This is a genomic window from Leifsonia sp. LS1, from assembly GCF_020521355.1.
GTDB lineage: Bacteria > Actinomycetota > Actinomycetes > Actinomycetales > Microbacteriaceae > Leifsonia.
Window position 1 is genome coordinate 500,113 of sequence record NZ_BPER01000001.1, and the last position, 17,077, is coordinate 517,189.

Below are 17,077 nucleotides of genomic sequence, written 5' to 3' on the forward strand. Positions count from 1 at the left end.
CGGGAGACCGCGGCGACCGGGGCGCCGTCGTCAGCGGCTCGGCCAGTGCCACGACGGTCGGTCGAGCAGCCCTTCCTGGCCGACGACGACGGTCTCGCCGAGCCGCTTCTCGAGTTCGACGTAGCGCAGAGTCTCCGCGGGGCCCCGTTCGGCGGCCCGTTCGATCGCGGCGCGCAGCTCCTGCGAATGCGTCACCACGACGGTCTGTGCGTCCGCCGCGGCGGCGACGAGGAGTGCGCCGAGTGCGGGGAGCAGGTCCGGATGCAGGCTGGTCTCCGGCTCGTTGACGACCAGGAGCCGGGGAGGCCGCGGGCTCAGCAGCGCGGTCGCCCAGAGCAGATAGCGGAGGGTGCCGTCGGAGAGCTCGGGGCCGGCGAGCGGTCTCAGGAGTCCGGGCTGGCGGACCCTGAGGGAGAACTGCGAACCGTCGACCGCCACCTCCACGCGGCTGCCCGGGAACGCATCGTCGATCGCCGCATCGAACGCGTCGCCGCGGCCCAGCTCGCGCAGGGTCTGCACCGCTGCGGCGACATCGACGCCGTCGGCGGAGAGCACGGGAGTCCGGGTGCCGAGCTGCGGGAGACGGGACGGAGCGCTCGCGTCGGTGCGGAAGTGGTCGTAGAACCGCCAGGAGCGCAGCTGCTCCCGCATCCTGAGCACCTCGGGTGCGCGGACCGGATCGATCACCTCCGTCAGCAGGCTCTCGAACGGCCGTAGCGTGCGGCCGAGCTCGGTCCACCCGCCGTCGTCATCGCGCACGCGCACGTGGCCGCCGCGGCGTTCGGCCGCGAGGGTGGATGGTCGGGGTGCACCCCCGGTCCAGAGCGTCTCCGCCTTGAGCTCGGGATCCCGTGCGAAGGCCGACTTCGTGATCTGCGGCAATCCGAGATCCAGTGCGTAGCCCAGGCCGTCCCCGTCGTCGTCGAGCTGCACCCCGAGCCTCAGGGCCACGGGTCCGCGCCGCACCGTGCCCTGCACAGGCGCGCGCCCGTCTCGCACCGCGCGTCCGATCTGTTCGGGTCCCGCCCACAAGGTGGAATCGAGACCGCCTTCGCGGGCGATCGCGACGACGACCTCATCCTTCCCGCACCCGGCGAGGAGCCGCAGCGAACGCTAAAGCGACGACTTGCCGGCCCCGTTGGCCCCTGTGACCACGGTCAGCCTCCCGAGCGGCAGGACGAGATCGCGCAGCGAGCGGTAGCCGGAGACGGCGACGGTGGTGATCACGCCCCCATGCTACGGAGGGCCACCGATAGCGCCGATTCCGTTCCGACCCGGAATACCCCCTCGCCTTTCAAAGTTGAGCCTAGTAGACTCAACTTTGCCACCTCTCGAAAGGACACGGAATGGCGAACATGCAGGGTGCGCCCTCCTCGCAGGAGGAGGCCAAGAGCGCGCTGGAACAGTACGGCGTCAACCTCACGGAGATCGCCAAGAGCGGCAAGCTCGACCCGGTCATCGGGCGGGATGCCGAGATCCGTCGCGTCAGCCAGGTGCTGACCCGGCGCACCAAGAACAACCCCGTGCTCATCGGCGAGCCCGGCGTCGGCAAGACGGCCGTGGTCGAGGGGCTCGCGCAGCGCATCGTCGCGGGCGACGTGGCCGACTCGCTCAAGGGCAAGCAACTGGTCTCGCTCGACCTCTCCGCCCTCGTGGCCGGTGCGATGTACCGGGGCCAGTTCGAGGAGAGGCTGAAGGCCGTGCTCAAGGAGATCAACGACGCCGAGGGCGAGATCATCACCTTCGTGGACGAGCTCCACATCCTCATGGGTGCGGGCGGCGGAGAGGGTTCCGTCGCCGCCTCCAACATGCTGAAGCCGATGCTGGCCCGTGGCGAGCTGCGGCTCATCGGCGCCACGACGCTCGACGAGTATCGCGAGTTCATCGAGAAGGACGCCGCGCTCGAGCGCCGGTTCCAGCAGGTCTACGTGGGCGAGCCGAGCGTGGAGGACACGGTCGCCATCCTGCGCGGCCTCAAGGGCCGGTACGAGGCCCACCACGGCGTCACCATCGAGGACTCCGCCCTCGTCGCCGCGGCCTCGCTCTCCAACCGCTACATCACCGCCCGGCAACTGCCCGACAAGGCGATCGACCTGATCGACGAAGCGGCCTCCCGGCTCAAGATGGAGATCGACTCCGCTCCGGTGGAGATCGACACCCTCCAGCGCGTCGTCGAGCGGATGAAGCTCGAGGAGTTCGCCCTCAAGAAGGAGAAGGACGACGCCAGCAAGGAGCGCCTCGCCGCCCTCCAGGAGCGCCTGCGGGCGCAGGAGGACGAGCTCGAGGAGTTGCAGAGCCGGTGGCGCGCCGAGAAGGCCGCGCTCAACCGGGTGGGCGCACTGCGCTCACAGCTGGACGAGGCCAAGACGAGCCGTGACGTCGCCCTGCGCGACGGCCGGTATCAGGAGGCATCGCGCATCGAGTACGAGACCATCCCGAACATCGAGCGCGAGCTGGCGGAGGCCGAGCAGGCCGAGCACGATCACCCGCGCATGGTGAACGAGCAGGTCACGGCCGACGACATCGCCGCCGTGGTGGCGGCGTGGACGGGCATCCCCGTCGACCGGCTGACCCAGGGGGAGACCGAGAAGCTGCTCCACCTGGAGGCGGAGCTCGGCCGCCGCCTGATCGGACAGAAGAAGGCGGTGCGCGCGGTCGCCGATGCGGTGCGCCGCACGCGCGCGGGCATCTCCGACCCCGATCGTCCGACCGGATCGTTCCTCTTCCTCGGCCCGACCGGTGTCGGCAAGACGGAGCTCGCGAAGGCGCTCGCCGCCTTCCTGTTCGACGACGAGAAGGCGATGATCCGCATCGACATGAGCGAGTACGGCGAGAAGTTCGCCGTCTCGCGGCTGGTCGGCGCTCCTCCCGGCTACGTCGGTTACGAGCAGGGCGGCCAGCTGACGGAGGCGGTGCGTCGCCGTCCGTACTCGGTCATCCTCCTCGACGAGGTCGAGAAGGCGCACCCGGAGGTGTTCGACATCCTCCTGCAGGTGCTCGACGACGGGCGCCTGACGGACGGTCAGGGCCGCACGGTCGACTTCCGCAACACGATCCTCATCCTGACCTCCAACCTCGGCAGCCAGTTCCTCGTGGACCCGACGCTGAACGAGATGGAGCGCGAGGAGGCCGTGCTGCAGCAGGTGCGGCAGGCATTCAAGCCGGAGTTCGTGAACCGTCTCGACGACATCGTGGTGTTCTCCGCGCTCGGCAAGGACGAGCTGGGCGAGATCGTCGAGCTCAACATCGATCGCCTGGCCACGCGGCTGTCGGAGCGCCGGCTCGAGCTGGCGGTCACGCCGGACGCCCGGTCCTGGCTGGCCGAGCGGGGCTACGACCCGATCTACGGGGCGCGCCCATTGCGCCGGCTGATGCAGCGGGAGATCGACGACCGGCTCGCGACCGCACTGCTCGCGGGCGAGATCCGCGACGGCGACCTGGTGCGCGTCGACCTCGCGCCCGAGGGCGACCGGCTGACGGTCGAGGCCGTGCGGGAGTAGGCCGCAGCGACCGCGCGCAGCGACGCAGGGGGGTGCACGGCGGCATGCCGTGCGCCCCCCTTCTCGTGGTCGTGGGAGGATCCCGGCAGCGGCGAGGCGATCCACCTCGTGGCGCACCCGATCGGCGTCGATCTACTGGCCGTGGCGGATCGTAGGGAGTCCGCCCGGGCGATGGTGGAAGAGGCCGAAGACGACCGCCCCGGTGGAAAGAAGATCAACTTGAGGTTCAACGCAGAGCAAAAGCTCATAAACAAGATGGGCGTTGTCACTTCCTTTTGTGAGGGCATGATTCGGTGCCCGGAATGGGTGAACAAGGCCAATGGTTGACATTGCTGAAGGGCTTGGCCGGATAAGAGCGGTTCTCGCGCGTGCGTACTATGACGACAGCTTCACGAGGCACATTCACGAGGTGCGAAATGAGGCGGACGCGGTCGTGGTTGTTGTTGATGCCGACCCGGGTGACCGGTTCAGTGGGCTTGACGTCGTGTTGGAGGTGGTCTCGCCGAACCCAAGAGTGTTGACGGCTTTCGACGAGCTCTGGAACGAGGTTGTGTACGATCTCTTTGCTTACACCGAGCCGCTGTCCAGCATGGGGAGACAGTTGGGCTACCAGAGGATCTCGCGCTTGGCAGACACTGTTGTCGTGGTCGTCACGGATGGTCGCAGGACGAAGTCGTACGTGATTGAGTTGACCGACTTAGGTGTCGGCTATCCGGACGACTTTGCGACCGATTTCCTCACCAGTTTTCCTGACGGCGAGGGATGAGTAAGTGCCAGGCTTCCCACTCCGAGCCCATCGAACGTGGTGAGGCCCGCGATTGGCACCCGCCTCTCGGGACCTTTGATGCGGTTCGGTCAAACTGACAACATCGGAATCAAGAGGGGGTTCACCGGTTGGTGACGTTTGACGAGGTCTTCGCTCTCGCCGTCGAGCTGGGATACGCGGATTATCAGTTGCCGAAGGAGGGCGGCAATCTCGACGCGCAGTACAAGCAGTTGAGTGCTGCTAAACACAACCTCGAGTCCTACTACGCATCGGCGTCCGGCCTCCTGCAGGAGCTCCGTGCCCTTGGTATCCCGATTCCCGAGTGGATACAGCAGGTAGCCCTTCATCCAGACCGTCGTGCCGTGCCGATCCTGATCAGGTGGCTCCCACGCATTGACGATCGCCGCGCAAAGTCCGAAGTCGTCGTGTTGTTGGGGGAGAAGTGGGCGCAGCCGGAAGGCAAACAGGCCCTCCTCGAGGAGTTCGAGCGAATCCGACCCGAGGACGACCCCGACCCTGATTCGACCCGATTCCGGCTTGTCTCCACGTTGGCTGCTCTGGCCAAGGAGTCGGACACGGACTTCTTTGTTCGCGTCGCCTCGGACCCAGCGAATGGTTCCGCGCGCCTGCCCGCAGCTGAGGCCCTGGGGCGCTGGAAGAGGCAACGGGAGAAGAGCGTTCCTGTGTTGATGGAATTGCTCCTCGATGACTCCGACTCCGTGTATTGGTGGGCGGCCCAAGCTCTGGGGCTTCTGCGTGAGCCCAGTGCAGAGGCCCCGATCCAGAAACGGTTGGATGCGGAACAAGACTCGTACAAGCGTCAGAAACTCAAGACAGCGCTCAAACGCATTCAGGCAGCTCAGTGAATCGGGCGCCCCGTTTCGATACGAGCCGAACAATCGGTTACGACCAGTGCGATCGCTATCTCGTCTCGAGCACCGGGCGGACCAACGATCACATACTGGACTGACTGGATTGGGGAATCGCGTGAAGCCGCCCGTCGCCAACACCGGACTCGCCGGGGGAGTAGCCCTCGGGTTGCTGAGATCCGTCCTCCTATGGGTCGTCGTTCCGGTCGCTTTCCTTTTGTGGCTAGTCCTCCTTCTCTGGCTTTGGGCGAAAGTTCCCCTACGCGGGTGGATCAGATGGGTCGACTACAACATGATTGTGACGCTCTGTCGAACCGTCTTGTCGCCCCTCATGCGTGAGCCCACGCTCAAATGGCTCCCGCCGAAGTACATCAATGAGATCGACACAAGGGTCGGCTATTGGGACTTCTTTTGAGTGGTCTTCGCGTGAGGAAGCTAGTACGGAGTCTCCTTGGGGCGGCCGTCTTCATTGCGGTCGTGGGAGTAGTCGTCTGCGTGGTCTTGTCAGTTTGACGCGAACGTCCCGGTACGGGTCGGTCACGCACCTAGACAGCCAAGGCGGCACCACAACCTTGGCCGAGCCAGACGGGGCTGCACGGTGAGCCTGACCCGGTTTCCCGGACACCTGAGTTGAGGCGATGATCGTCTCGGAAGGAGTCCGTGAGATTCCTGCTGCCCAGCCGCCGGAGTTCCGACCTCGAGCCCTGGATCTCGTTGCCCAGGGAAACCCTGTCGGTCCGACCGCGCATGACCTCGGGATCAGCGAATCCTGCTTGCGGAACTGGATGGTCATGACTCCGAGCCCGTCAGCAGTATCTTCGCTCGCCGAGCGGCTATTACAGGCGGCTATTACAGGCGGGAACTCATCCGCGAATTCGGGCTCTCGGCATCTTCCCGCGTTTGAGCATGCAGCGAGCGCTGATCATTGTGGGCGATCCGATGCACTCCGTGCACGATCGAAAGAGACTGCGCTGGTTCCGATTCGCGACATTCGTTGGGACACTCGGGACCAGCGTTCCGTTCGCCCCACCGGTCACCTCGACGGGCCATTCGTCTCTCCGGGACGGGGTACCGCGATCACCTGCACGTCGTCCTCGTGCACGATGCGGCCCGGGTCCGACGTCTCCACCCGCTCCCACGCCACCTGATGTGCGTCCAGGAGCTCGGCGTAGAGTTCGGTCCTCTCGATCAGATGGACGGCGGAGAGCTTGAACCAAGCGACCGCTCCGGGATTCACCGAACGGTCGTAGGCGGACGGGTCAGTCGCCGTCGGCTCCGGATAGGCTGCTTCGAACCAGTCATTGCTGCGTCTCCAGTGCGCATACTCGTCCTCACTGAGCACCCCGGCGCGCGCGAGCCCGTTGGCCAGTGCGAAGACTCCGACGTGCACACCCTGAGCATTCGGCGTCGTCGAACGGAATCGCACATACTGAGACCGCCACACGCATTCACTCTAGGGCTGAGGGCGGTCGGGAGGGTTGTTTCTCCCTCTCGCCGAACTGAACAGCGAAGCCCCCGCCGCCGTCACCAGCGCGGCGGGAAGACTCCCTGCAGCGCGATGATGTAGTTCATTCCGAGCGACGGCTGCATGTTGTTGTGCGGCTGCCCGCCGCCGGTCACCGCGAAGGCCGTCGGTGCGAGCGGGATCGTCCCGGTCGTGCCGTAGGCGGCCTCGGTCACGCGGCCGACGCGGGGGATTGCCGGCGATGCGCTGGTCGGGTTGCTGGTGGTGCCGGGGGTCGGAGCCACGAGGACGCCGTGCGTGTGAGACGGGATCTCGGTGGTCAGGAGGGAGACCGCCTCGGTTCCCGCGGTCGTGCCGACCGGGAAGGAGTCGTTCTGGTCTGTTCCCATGACCGTCTTGTCCTGCAGGTCGGGCAACGCGAACGTGGACTTGCCGTCGCCGCCGTACTGGGTGCCGAGGATCGAGAACAGGGCGGTGTTCTGCGAGATCGGGATGAGCTGGCCGCGGCAGAACGCCCAGCCGGTCGGGGCGAAGGCGAATCCGACGAGACGGATCTCGCCGACGAAAGCGTCGGACATGCGGGCCTCAGTTCTGTGACGGGAAGATGCCGGTCAGGGCGATGATGTACGACACCACGAGGTACGGCGCCATGTTCTCGTGCGGCTGGCTCTGGCCGGTGGTGGAGACGGCGGCGGCGGCGAGGGAGGTGGTGGGCGTCGGGGCGAACGCCGCCTTTCCCGGCTGCGCGAGGTATGACGAGCCGGTCGGCGTGGTGATCGTGGCCGAGGCCGCGACGGCGGCCGGGTGCGTGTGCGGCGGCAGCTCCGCCGACGTGAGTGCGTGCGCGGTCTCGCCGATAACCATGCCGGCCGTGTACTTCTGACCGATGCCGACGGGCACCCGCCCGCGCAGGTCGGGCAGTGCGAACGTCGTCTGGCCGTTGCCGCCGTAGTTGGTGCCGAGGAGCGCGAACAGCGCCTGGTTCTGGTTGATCGGCAAGAACTGACCGTTGCAGAGCGCCCAGTTCTTGGGGGCGAAGGTGAAACTGGCGAGGCGGATCTCGCCGACGAAGGGATCGGACATCGCGGCTCCTGGCTCAGGTCTGGGACGGGAAGACGCCGTAGAGGCTGATGATGAAGCTCACAGCGACGTAGGGTTGGCGGTTCTCGTGCGGCTGCGAACCGCCCGCGGGGCCGAGCTGCTGCGGGGCGAGCGCGACGGTGGGCGCGGCCGACGTGTACGGCGCGTCGGCCCATCCCGCGAGGTAGGCGCCGGACGCGCTCGGGGTCGTCGGCGAGGCCGCCGCGACCGGGGTGTGGGTGTGATTCGGCATCTGCGGGATGCTCACCGTCGCCGCGTCGACCCCCGCCGTCTCGCCGATCGTGAAGGAACGGCCGTTCAGCGTCCCCTGGTGCACCGGGAACCGGGCGCCGAGATCGGGCAGGCAGAATGTGTTCACGCCGTCGCCGCCATACGTGGTGCCGATGAGCGCGTACAGGGTGTCGTAATCGGAGATCTGAACCTGCTGACCGCGGCAGAACAGCCAGCCGGCGGGCTCGAAGTTGCCGGCGAACATGCGGATCTCTCCGACGTAAGGCTGGGACATCAGCTCTCCTCCTGCGCACGGGGCGCGGCCTGGGCGAAGACGGCCTCGAGCGCGAGCCCGTCCGCGGTGCGCCCGGTCGGGACCAGGAACACGGGCTCGGCGACCGCACCGGCGACGATCTCGTAGGTCTGCTGCTCGGGCGGGAGGTCGGGTCCGCTCTCGAACCGGACCGTGTACGCCACCCAGCCGTCGGTCTCCCGCGCGGGGGAGACCTCCACGAGCCGCAGGTCGAAGCCGGCGCCGTCGGGGGCCGTCGCGCGCACGGGCCCGCCGGCCGCCGCGGCCCAGTCGGCGTGGGTCGCGCTCATCCGTCGACCTCGGTCGCCATCAGGAGGTAGCCGAACTGCTCCGAGACCACCTGGAAGCCGAAGCGCTCGTACAGCCGGCGCGCGCCGGTGTTCAGCCGCCAGACGGTCAGCGTCGCGTGCTCAGTCGTGCGGACCAGCTCGCCCAGGATCTCGGACGCGATGCCGCGTCCGCGGTGGGCGCTCAGGACGGCGATGTCGACCAGATGCATCCGCCCGCCGTCGCGGTCGACGGTCACCGAGCCCACCGGTTCGTCCGCGGAGGTGATGACGAAGGTCTCGGCCCGCGGGTGGCGCGCGCGGCGGTCGGCGGCGTGCGCGCGGTACTGCATCGCGAGCAGCGGGTCGAGCTGGCTCTCGGGGAGGCCGGTGAACTCGGCGCGCCGGCTGTCCAGGAAGAGGTGCCGCAGGAACGGGTCGTCGGCGGGAGTCGCCGCGCGCAGCCCGGCCGTGAGCAGCGCCATCACGCCGTCCGGTCGACGACGGCCTGCAGCGTGCGCGAGAGTCCCGGGCGGCCGATGGGGGTGACGAAGAGCGCGACGTCCGGAGCGCCGGCGCGGCTCAGCGTGACGGTGCCGTCCACTGCCGCGTAGCCGTCGGTCGAGAAGAGCAGCGCGAACCGGTGCTCGTCGCCGGACGCGGCTCCCGGGAGGTCCTCGACGGCGGTGAGCACGAGACGCAGGGTCCGGTCGCCGTCGGCGGCCGTGAACGCGTGACCGACGGCGGGCGAGAACAGCGAGCGGACCGGTTCGGCGAGGCCGGAGGCACCGGTGCCGCCTGTGGCGGACGAGGCGATGGTCCCGGAGACGGAGTGCGCGAACGCGGGAGCGGCAGGGGCCAGCGCGGCGAGGCCGATACCGCCCAGGGCGGTGGCCATCACGGCACGACGCGACACCTCGGGCACGGCTGTCCTCTCTGGATGCTGAGCACCGGTCGGGTGGCGCGCAGCCTGGATGCGAGCTTAGGGCATCCCCGTTGCGCTGCTCTGGCCCTTAGAGAGGGGACAACGCGCGGTATGGGCTGCCCACTAGCATCGAGAAAGCCTGATCTCCCGAGCCCGGCGAGGAGCCCGAACCCGATGCATCGCCCGTCCGCTCGTCGTCTCCCTCTCGTCGCCTCCGCGACGGTCGCCGCGGTGATCGCGGCCCTGCTGGGCGTCGGCATCGCCGCTCCCGCGCAGGCGGCGGATCGCACCTTCGTCGTGGCGAGCAGTGCGGACGCCGACGTCAACGACGCGTGCACCACCCCGAGCGTGACCGACCCGGGCAGCCCGATCACCCTCCGCGCCGCGCTCTGCGTGGCCTCGAACCTCGGCGGCTCGACCGCCGTCTCCCTCCCGGACGGCACCTACGCGCTGCCGGACGGTGCGCTGGAGGTCGGCTCCCAGCCGGGCACGAGCGTCACGATCTCGGGTCAGTCGACGGGCGGCACCGTCCTCGTCGGCTCGGGCACGGAGCAGGTGATGACGCTCGACCCGCAGCAGGTCGGCGGCATCGCGGTGGCCCTCGACCACGTCACCATCCGCGGAGGTGTCGACAACGTCTACGGCGGCGGGGCGATCATCGGCGGCTCCGGCAACGCCGCCGTCGCGGACTCGCTGGCCGTCACGAGCGTGCTCTTCACCGGGAACCGCGCGAACACGGATGCCGCCGTCGCGTCCACCGCCAACCCGGGAGGGGCCGTCCAGTTCATCGGCGGCTCGCTCGACGTGCGCTCGACGACCTTCGACGGCAACTCGTCGGGCATCGCCTCGGGCGGGGCCCTGTTCTACCAGGCCACCGGCGCGGCCTCCGGCGAGACGTTGAACATCCAGGACAGCACGTTCTCGAACAACACCGCCACGTCCTCCGGCGCCACCGGCGGCGCAGCCGTCGTCGTGAGCGACCCGCACGGCGGAGCGGCCATGTCGATCTCCTCCACCCGGTTCACCGGCAACGCGCCGACCGGCACGGCAGCGTTCACGGGCGCCGGTCTCTGGCTCGACAACGGCGCCCTCTCGGTGACCGGATCGACGTTCAGCGGCAACGGCAACCCGTCGGGCACCGGGTCGGCGATCGCCGTCTCGGGAGGCTCGCTCACCGGCCACTACAACCGCATCACCGGCAACACGGCGCCCGCGGTGAAGCAGCTCAGCGGGACCGTCGACCTCAGCCGCAGCTGGTGGGGGTGCCCGGGCGGCCCGGCCGCCGCCGGATGCGACGCGGTGAGCGGAACGGTCTCCTCCGCCCCCTACCTGACCCTGGGGGTCACGGCCTCCCCGGCGGCCATCGTCCCGCCGCAGAGCACGGCGGTCGTGACCGCGAGCCTGCTCGCCGACTCGCAGGGCGGTGCGGTGGCCCCGGCCGACCTCGGCGCCTTCGACGGCGCAACGGTCGCCTTCTCACGCACCGGGACCACCGGCGGCATCAGCCCGTCGAGCACGGCGATCTCGGGCGGCACCGCCACCGCGACCCTCACGCTCCTGCAGCCCGGCACGGCGACCGTCTCCGCGACCCTCGACGGCGGTACCGCCTCCACCGCCGTCGCACGGTACGCGCCGCCCGCGTTCACGACCGGCGCCACCGCGACCGGCGTCGTCGGCACCGCAGGCAGCTTCACCGTCGCGACGACGGGGTACCCGGTACCGGCGCTCTCGCTTCTCGGCTCCCTGCCTACTGGTGTCGCGTTCGCCGACAATCACGACGGCACCGCCACGATCTCCGGCACCCCGTCGGGTGCGGCGCAGGACTACGCCGTCACCGTGCGCGCCACCAACGCCGGCGGCACCGTGGACCAGGCGCTGACCTACGTGGTGAACCAGTCGTCCGCGATCACGAGCCCGGACACCGCGACGTTCGTCGCGGGGACGGCCGGATCGTTCACCGTGACGACGACCGGACGCCCGACCCCCGACCCGATCACGCTCACGGGGCAGCTGCCCTCCGGCGTGAGCTTCACCGACAACCACGACGGCACCGCCACGCTCGCGGGTACGCCCGCCGCGAAGACCGGAGGCGTCCGCACCCTCTCACTGAGTGCGGGCAACGGCATCGGCCCTGCCGCCGCGCAGACCCTGACGCTCACGATCGACGAGGCGCCCGTCCTGACGAGCAGCGCGATCGCCACCGCGACCATCGGCCAGCCCTTCGCCTTCACCGTGACCACCGACCGGGGCTACCCCGTTCCCGCGGTTTCGGTGACGGGCAGTCTCCCGGCGGGCCTCTCCTACGTCGACAACGGCGACGGCACCGGCACGATCTCGGGCACCCCGACCGGCACGGGCGGCGTCGCGACTCTCGGTGTCGCCGCGGCCAACGGCGTCGCACCCGCCGCCTCGGGCAGCCTCGCGCTGACCGTGCGCGAGGCCCCGGTCGTCACGACGGCGCCCGCCGACCAGAAGGTCGTGGTCGGCGCCCCGGTGGTCTTCACCGCGGCCGCCTCCGGCTTCCCCGCGCCCGGCGCGCAGTGGTGGGTCTCGATCGACGGAGGCATGTCCTGGGCGCTCATCGCGGGCGCGACCTCCCCCAGCTACTCGTTCACCGCGGCAGCGGGCGACGACGGCAACCGATACCGCGTCACGTTCTCCAACACGGCCGGATCGGTCTCGGCCGACGCGCGACTCAGCGTCGGCACGACGCCCGCGTTCACCAGCGCCGCCGGCACCACCTTCCTCCTCGATGGCGCAGAGCACAGCTTCCCCGTGACCACGACGGGCTTCCCGGGAGCGGCGATCACCGCAGCGGGCCTCCCGGCCTGGCTCACGCTCACCGACCACGGCGACGGGAGCGGCACCCTCGCGGGCACCGCTCCGGCGGGATCGGCCGGCGTGCACTCGTTCGCGCTCACCGCCTCCAACGGCTATCAGCCCGACGCGACGCAGGGCTTCGCCCTGACCGTCGCCGAGTCACCGGTCATCACGAGCGCCGCGACGGCCGGGTTCACGGCGGGCACCGCAGGCTCGTTCACGGTCGCCACGGCCGGCGGGTACCCGACGGCCGTCGCGCTGACCGAGAGCGGAGCGCTGCCGCAGGGCCTCTCCTTCACCGACACGGGCAACGGCACGGCCGTGCTGAGCGGCACCCCCGCCGCCGGGTCGGGCGGCGAGTACAGCCTCCAGATCACGGCGAGCAACGGAGTGGCCCCGGCCACGACGCAGACACTCGTCGTCACCGTCGTCGAGGCCGCCGTCTTCAGCGGGCCGGCGAGCGTCGGCGTCACCCGCGGCGTCACCGTCGACGTGTCGTTCGGCACCGGGCACAGCTACCCGGCCGTCACGGCGGTCACGATCTCCGGCCCGGTGCCCTCCGGACTCACGCTCACCTCCGGGGCCGGGGGCACGGCGCGCCTCACGGGCACGACGACCGACCCGGCCGGCTCCGTCTCGCTCACTCTCACCGCGCAGGCGCCGGGGGCGCCGGACGTCACGCGCCCGCTGACGCTCGTCCTCGCCGATGCGCCCGTGCTCGCGCTGCCGCTCACGCCGCCGACGGCGGACGCGGCGCTCGCCGGAGTGCCGTCGAACGTGAAGCCGGGACAGACGGTGACCCTCGTCGCCGATGGCTTCGCCGTCGACTCTCCGGTGACCTTCGGCCTCTACTCGCTGCCGGTCACGCTGGGTGTGGTGCCTGCGGACGCGCAGGGCACCGCGAGCCTGACCGTGGTCATCCCGTCCGGATACGAGGGCGCCCACTCGCTGGTCGCGCTCGGCACGGCCCCGGACGGCAGCACGCACGTGCTGCGCACCGACATCCTGCTGCCGACGGCCGGGGGAGGCACCGGCAGTTCGGGAGGCTCCGGCAGCGGTTCCGGCTCGGGCGGCTCCACGGCCGGGAGCGGAGGGTCGGGTCTCGCCGACACCGGGCTCGACGCGACGCCGCTGCTGCTCTTCGCGCTCGGCCTGCTCGGCCTCGGCGCGGCGCTGGTCGTCCGGCGGCGCGTGCGCGGCGTCTGAGCGCGGCCCGACAACCAACCGCACGCGACGGCGACGCCGGAGCGGCTCGCACGCGGGGCGTAGGCTCGTCCCATGCGCGCAACCGTTCTGCACGGGGAGCGAGACGTCCGTCTCGAAGAGGTCCCCGATCCCGTCCTCTCCACCGGCGGAGACGCCCTCGTCCGGGTCGTCGCGGCCTGCGTGTGCGGTTCCGATCTGTGGGGCTACCGCGGCATCGCCCCGACCCCGAAGCCCCGTCGCATCGGTCACGAGTTCGTGGGCGTCGTGGAGGCCGTCGGCCCCGACGTGCGAACGATCACGCCCGGCGACTTCGTCATCGCGCCGTTCTACGACTGCGACATGACCTGCGTGAACTGCCGCAACGGCGTCAGCACCTCATGCCTGCACGGCGGCTGGTGGGGTGCCAACGACCAGGTCGGCGGCTTCGCCGACGGCGGGCAGGGCGAGCGGGTGCGCGTGCCGCACGCCGACGGCACTCTCGTCGCCACGCCCTCCTATCCCGCTGAGGAGCTCATCCCGAGCCTCCTGACACTCTCGGATGTCATGGGGACCGGCCACCACGCGGCCGTCTCCGCCGGTGTCACCGCGGGCAGCACGGTCGTCGTGGTCGGCGACGGTGCCGTCGGCCTGTGCGCCGTGCTCGCGTCGGCACGGCTCGGCGCCTCCCGCATCGTCGCCATGTCGCGGCACGAGCCGCGCCAGGCGCTCGCCCGCGAGTTCGGCGCGACCGACATCGTGGCCGAGCGCGGCGACGCCGGCGTCGCCGCCGTGAAGGCTCTCTTCGACGGCGTCGGCGCGGACTGCGTCCTCGAGGCGGTCGGCACCAAGGCGTCGATGGACCAGGCGATCCGCTCGGCGCGTCCCGGCGGCATGGTCGGCTACGTCGGCGTCCCGAACGGCGGCCCCGAGCTCCCCGTCCGCCCGCTGTTCAACGCCAACATCGGGGTCAACGGCGGCGTCGCCCCCGTGCGCAACTACGTCGAGGAGCTCCTCCAGGACGTCTGGTCCGGCGCCATCCATCCGGGCAAGGTCTTCGACCTCGAACTCCCCCTCAGCGACATCGCCGAGGCGTACGCCGCCATGGACGAGCGCCGCGCCATCAAAACGCTGGTGCGCCCCTAGCCCCGCCCCCGCCGCGCGCCCCCTTCCGCCGAAGTTCACGTAGTGGCCCTCATTCCGAGCGAATGAGGGCCACGACGTGAACTTCGGCGGAGGTGCTCAGGCGCGGACCCGTTCACGCACGTAGGCCATGACGACGGCGGCGCCGATCAGCACGACCCCGAGCGGAGTCACGACGCCGCCGACGATACGCGAAACCAGGTCGAACAGCACGAGGATCCCCTGGTCGACCCCGGTCGCCGCAGTCTGCGCATTTGTGAAGAACGCCGCGATGTTCGGGATGAAGACGGTCAGCACCGATCCGGCGATCGTGAGCGCGATCCCCCAGGAGAGGACCGCCTTCGGGTGGAGCCGTCGCGCGTTCATGTGGTCACGTCCTTTCGTCCCGTGTGGATGCGTTTCGGCCGGGCTATGCGCGCCAGTCATACGTCGCTCCCACGACCCCGGCCGTGGACATCCCTTGCATCTGCGTAGAGGCGAGGACATTGCCCCATGCGACCTCGAGTCGGCGCTGCTCCCGCCGCGTCATCGGAGCGCACCTGGGCGATGACCGCGGGTGCCTCTCCTTTCTCCACGCTCACAACGATCTCGTGCCCTGACGGAACGGCGACGACGATTTCTCCTTCGAAGGTGCTCGGGTCCAGCGGACCGTCGATGGCTCCGGTGGGCACCTCCGGGGCAATCGAGTTTTCGACCGGCGGTGCCGAATTCGCGGGAGGAGCGCCGGCGACCGCGCCGATACCGGCGACGACGGCTACCGCGATGGCAGAGGCGAACTTCGTTGTTCTCCACATGACCTCTCCGTGCAGAGACTCCGCAGGGACGAGCGAGATCGCTCGGAACATGTCTCGTCGATGAGAGTCTCGGTAGCCTCTGCGATCGAGGAGTCCGATCGACCTACGAGGGTTCCCACCAGGACTACCAAGCCCACGTCGACCGCCAGTGGTCTCGGGAGCACATTCCGTAATGGCGACGCACATCTCCGCAATGCATGCACGGAGAAGGCCCTCATCCGCAGGGGATGAGGGCCTTTCTCGAGAACGTCGGCGGTGCTCAGGCGCGGACCAGCACGACCTCGTCGAGGGGGCGGCGGGTGCGCGGTGCGAGCTCGCGCTCGCGGAGCTGCTCGGGAAGCGCGTCGGCGTCGCCGAGGGTGCCGAGGGCGGTCACCGACACCGGGACGAAGCGCTCCTCGAGGCCGAACGCCTCGCGGAGGCCGTCGGGCTGGAAGCCGCCCATCTGGTGGGTGTGGAGGCCGTCGTGGCGGGCCTGGATGGTGAGGTGGGCGACGGCCTGGCCCACGTCGTAGGTGGCCCAGCGGCGCGGGGTGCCCTCTGCGTCGGCGGTCTCCGCCAGGGCGACGATGAGAACACTCGCAGCTCCCGCCCACGCCTGGTTGAAGCCGAGGAGGTTGGCGGCGATGCTGTCGAACTCCGGAGTCCCGCGACGGGCGACGATGAAGCGCCACGGCTGCGAGTTGTTGGCCGACGGGGACCAGCGCGCCGCCTCGAGGGCGGCGGTGAGCTTGGTGTCGTCGATGACGGCGGCGCCGTCGAAGGAGCGCGGACTCCAGCGCTCGGCGAGCGCGGGGAGCAGGGGCGCGGCGGTCTCGGCGCGGCGGGGCGTGGCGTCGGTGAGCGACATGGGTGTTCTCCTCGAAGTGTGGATCGGTGGCCTCGAGGCTCCATTGCCCGGCTATATCGATGTAAACACATGGACGCCGGGAGTATTCCGCGCCCGTGGCCGCGGGGTGCGGCCTGATGCCCTTCGCGCGATCGTCGAACGCACGGTCCGGCCGAACGCGCGCGCCGCCGCCCGCCGTGAGCTCTTCGTTGGTATCAGCCTCTGGCCGGCGCTCGCGTGGTCACGGTCTGCTCACGGGGTGAGGCCGTTGACGAGAGGTGCATCCGTGACTGCGGCGACCTGCTGTTCGCTCATGCCGGGCGCGAGTTCGCGGAGCACGAAGCCGTCGCCGGTGACGTCGATGACGGCGAGGTCGGTGATGATCCGGTCGACGCAGCCGCGCCCGGTCAGCGGGAGGGTGCACTGCTGCACCAGCTTCGGGGTCCCGTCCTTCGCGACATGCTCCATGACCACGATCACCCGTTCGGCGCCGTTGACCAGGTCCATGGCGCCGCCCATGCCCTTGACCATCTTGCCGGGGACAGCCCAGTTGGCGATGTCGCCGGCGGCGGAGACCTGCATCGCCCCGAGGACTGCCGTGGCGATGCGGCCGCCGCGGATCATGCCGAAGCTGGTCGCCGAGTCGAAGTAGCTCGCCCCGGGCAGTACGGTGACCGTCTCCTTGCCCGCGTTGATCAGCTTCGGGTCTTCCTCGCCTTCCCACGGATACGGACCCACGCCGAGGATGCCGTTCTCCGAGTGCAGCACCACATGGACGCCGTCGGGCAGGTGGTTGGGGATCAGTGTGGGCAGCCCGATCCCGAGGTTGACGTAGGAGCCGTCCTTCAGCTCCAGCGCGGCACGGGCGGCCATCTCATCGCGAGTGCGGCCCAT

Annotated in this window: 16 protein-coding genes and 1 pseudogene; 6 read left to right on the plus strand and 11 right to left on the minus strand. The window is 69.8% G+C overall.

The genetic code is table 11. The annotated features are described in order from the left end of the window. Nucleotides 1-30 precede the first annotated feature (30 nt). Nucleotides 31-1,227, minus strand: a pseudogene (locus LLS1_RS02415) (AAA family ATPase). A 119-nt stretch (nt 1,228-1,346) separates the two neighbouring features. Between LLS1_RS02415 and LLS1_RS02420 the strand changes: the two are divergent. The 4 genes from LLS1_RS02420 to LLS1_RS02435 all read left to right on the plus strand — a co-directional run bounded on the left by LLS1_RS02420 (nt 1,347) and on the right by LLS1_RS02435 (nt 5,132). Then, nucleotides 1,347-3,500 (plus strand): ATP-dependent Clp protease ATP-binding subunit, encoded by a 2,154-nt coding sequence (locus LLS1_RS02420; RefSeq protein ID WP_226653431.1) that lies wholly within the window; start codon nt 1,347-1,349, stop codon nt 3,498-3,500. A gap of 108 nt (nt 3,501-3,608) precedes the next feature. Next, a complete protein-coding gene (locus tag LLS1_RS02425) occupies nt 3,609-3,827 on the plus strand; it encodes a hypothetical protein (RefSeq protein WP_226653432.1) in 219 nt (72 codons plus the stop codon). Beyond that, the gene (locus tag LLS1_RS02430) at nt 3,820-4,266 is read left to right on the plus strand and encodes a hypothetical protein (RefSeq protein WP_226653433.1); all 447 of its coding nucleotides are present in this window, start codon (nt 3,820-3,822) and stop codon (nt 4,264-4,266) included. Before LLS1_RS02425 ends, LLS1_RS02430 begins: the two co-directional genes overlap by 8 nt. Before the next feature lie 131 nt (nt 4,267-4,397). Next, nucleotides 4,398-5,132: a HEAT repeat domain-containing protein gene (locus tag LLS1_RS02435; RefSeq protein WP_226653434.1), complete on the plus strand. Its 735-nt coding sequence runs from the start codon at nt 4,398-4,400 to the stop codon at nt 5,130-5,132. A gap of 1,036 nt (nt 5,133-6,168) precedes the next feature. Here LLS1_RS02435 and LLS1_RS02440 read toward each other — a convergent pair. The 7 genes from LLS1_RS02440 to LLS1_RS02470 form a co-directional block, all read right to left on the minus strand. Next, a complete protein-coding gene (locus LLS1_RS02440) occupies nt 6,169-6,525 on the minus strand; it encodes a hypothetical protein (RefSeq protein ID WP_226653435.1) in 357 nt (118 codons plus the stop codon). A 134-nt stretch (nt 6,526-6,659) separates the two neighbouring features. Beyond that, nucleotides 6,660-7,178: a phage tail protein gene (locus tag LLS1_RS02445; protein WP_226653436.1), complete on the minus strand. Its 519-nt coding sequence runs from the start codon at nt 7,176-7,178 to the stop codon at nt 6,660-6,662. A 7-nt stretch (nt 7,179-7,185) separates the two neighbouring features. Next, a complete protein-coding gene (locus tag LLS1_RS02450; RefSeq protein ID WP_226653437.1) occupies nt 7,186-7,683 on the minus strand; it encodes a phage tail protein in 498 nt (165 codons plus the stop codon). Between the two features lie 13 nt (nt 7,684-7,696). Beyond that, nucleotides 7,697-8,206 (minus strand): phage tail protein, encoded by a 510-nt coding sequence (locus tag LLS1_RS02455; RefSeq protein ID WP_226653438.1) that lies wholly within the window; start codon nt 8,204-8,206, stop codon nt 7,697-7,699. Beyond that, the gene (locus LLS1_RS02460) at nt 8,206-8,514 is read right to left on the minus strand and encodes a DUF6916 family protein (protein ID WP_226653439.1); all 309 of its coding nucleotides are present in this window, start codon (nt 8,512-8,514) and stop codon (nt 8,206-8,208) included. Before LLS1_RS02460 ends, LLS1_RS02455 begins: the two co-directional genes overlap by 1 nt. After that, a complete protein-coding gene (locus LLS1_RS02465) occupies nt 8,511-8,975 on the minus strand; it encodes a GNAT family N-acetyltransferase (protein ID WP_226653440.1) in 465 nt (154 codons plus the stop codon). The genes LLS1_RS02460 and LLS1_RS02465 overlap by 4 nt, the downstream gene beginning before the upstream one ends. Further along, nucleotides 8,975-9,415, minus strand: a complete 441-nt coding sequence (locus LLS1_RS02470) for a DUF6916 family protein (protein ID WP_226653441.1) — start codon at nt 9,413-9,415, stop codon at nt 8,975-8,977. Before LLS1_RS02470 ends, LLS1_RS02465 begins: the two co-directional genes overlap by 1 nt. Before the next feature lie 174 nt (nt 9,416-9,589). On the opposite strand from LLS1_RS02470, the gene LLS1_RS02475 reads away from it, so the two are divergent. Further along, on the plus strand, nt 9,590-13,441 hold the full coding sequence (locus LLS1_RS02475) for an S-layer family protein (RefSeq protein WP_226653442.1): 3,852 nt from the start codon (nt 9,590-9,592) through the stop codon (nt 13,439-13,441). A 72-nt stretch (nt 13,442-13,513) separates the two neighbouring features. Then, a complete protein-coding gene (locus tag LLS1_RS02480; protein WP_226653443.1) occupies nt 13,514-14,563 on the plus strand; it encodes a zinc-dependent alcohol dehydrogenase family protein in 1,050 nt (349 codons plus the stop codon). A gap of 96 nt (nt 14,564-14,659) precedes the next feature. On the opposite strand, the gene LLS1_RS02485 is transcribed toward LLS1_RS02480, so the two are convergent. From LLS1_RS02485 to LLS1_RS02495, 3 genes are all read right to left on the minus strand, one after another. After that, nucleotides 14,660-14,926, minus strand: a complete 267-nt coding sequence (locus LLS1_RS02485) for a hypothetical protein (protein ID WP_226653444.1) — start codon at nt 14,924-14,926, stop codon at nt 14,660-14,662. A gap of 687 nt (nt 14,927-15,613) precedes the next feature. Continuing rightward, nucleotides 15,614-16,204: a nitroreductase family protein gene (locus LLS1_RS02490; protein ID WP_226653445.1), complete on the minus strand. Its 591-nt coding sequence runs from the start codon at nt 16,202-16,204 to the stop codon at nt 15,614-15,616. 231 nt (nt 16,205-16,435) lie between these two features. Next, the gene (locus LLS1_RS02495; protein ID WP_226653446.1) at nt 16,436-17,077 is read right to left on the minus strand and encodes a CoA transferase subunit B; all 642 of its coding nucleotides are present in this window, start codon (nt 17,075-17,077) and stop codon (nt 16,436-16,438) included.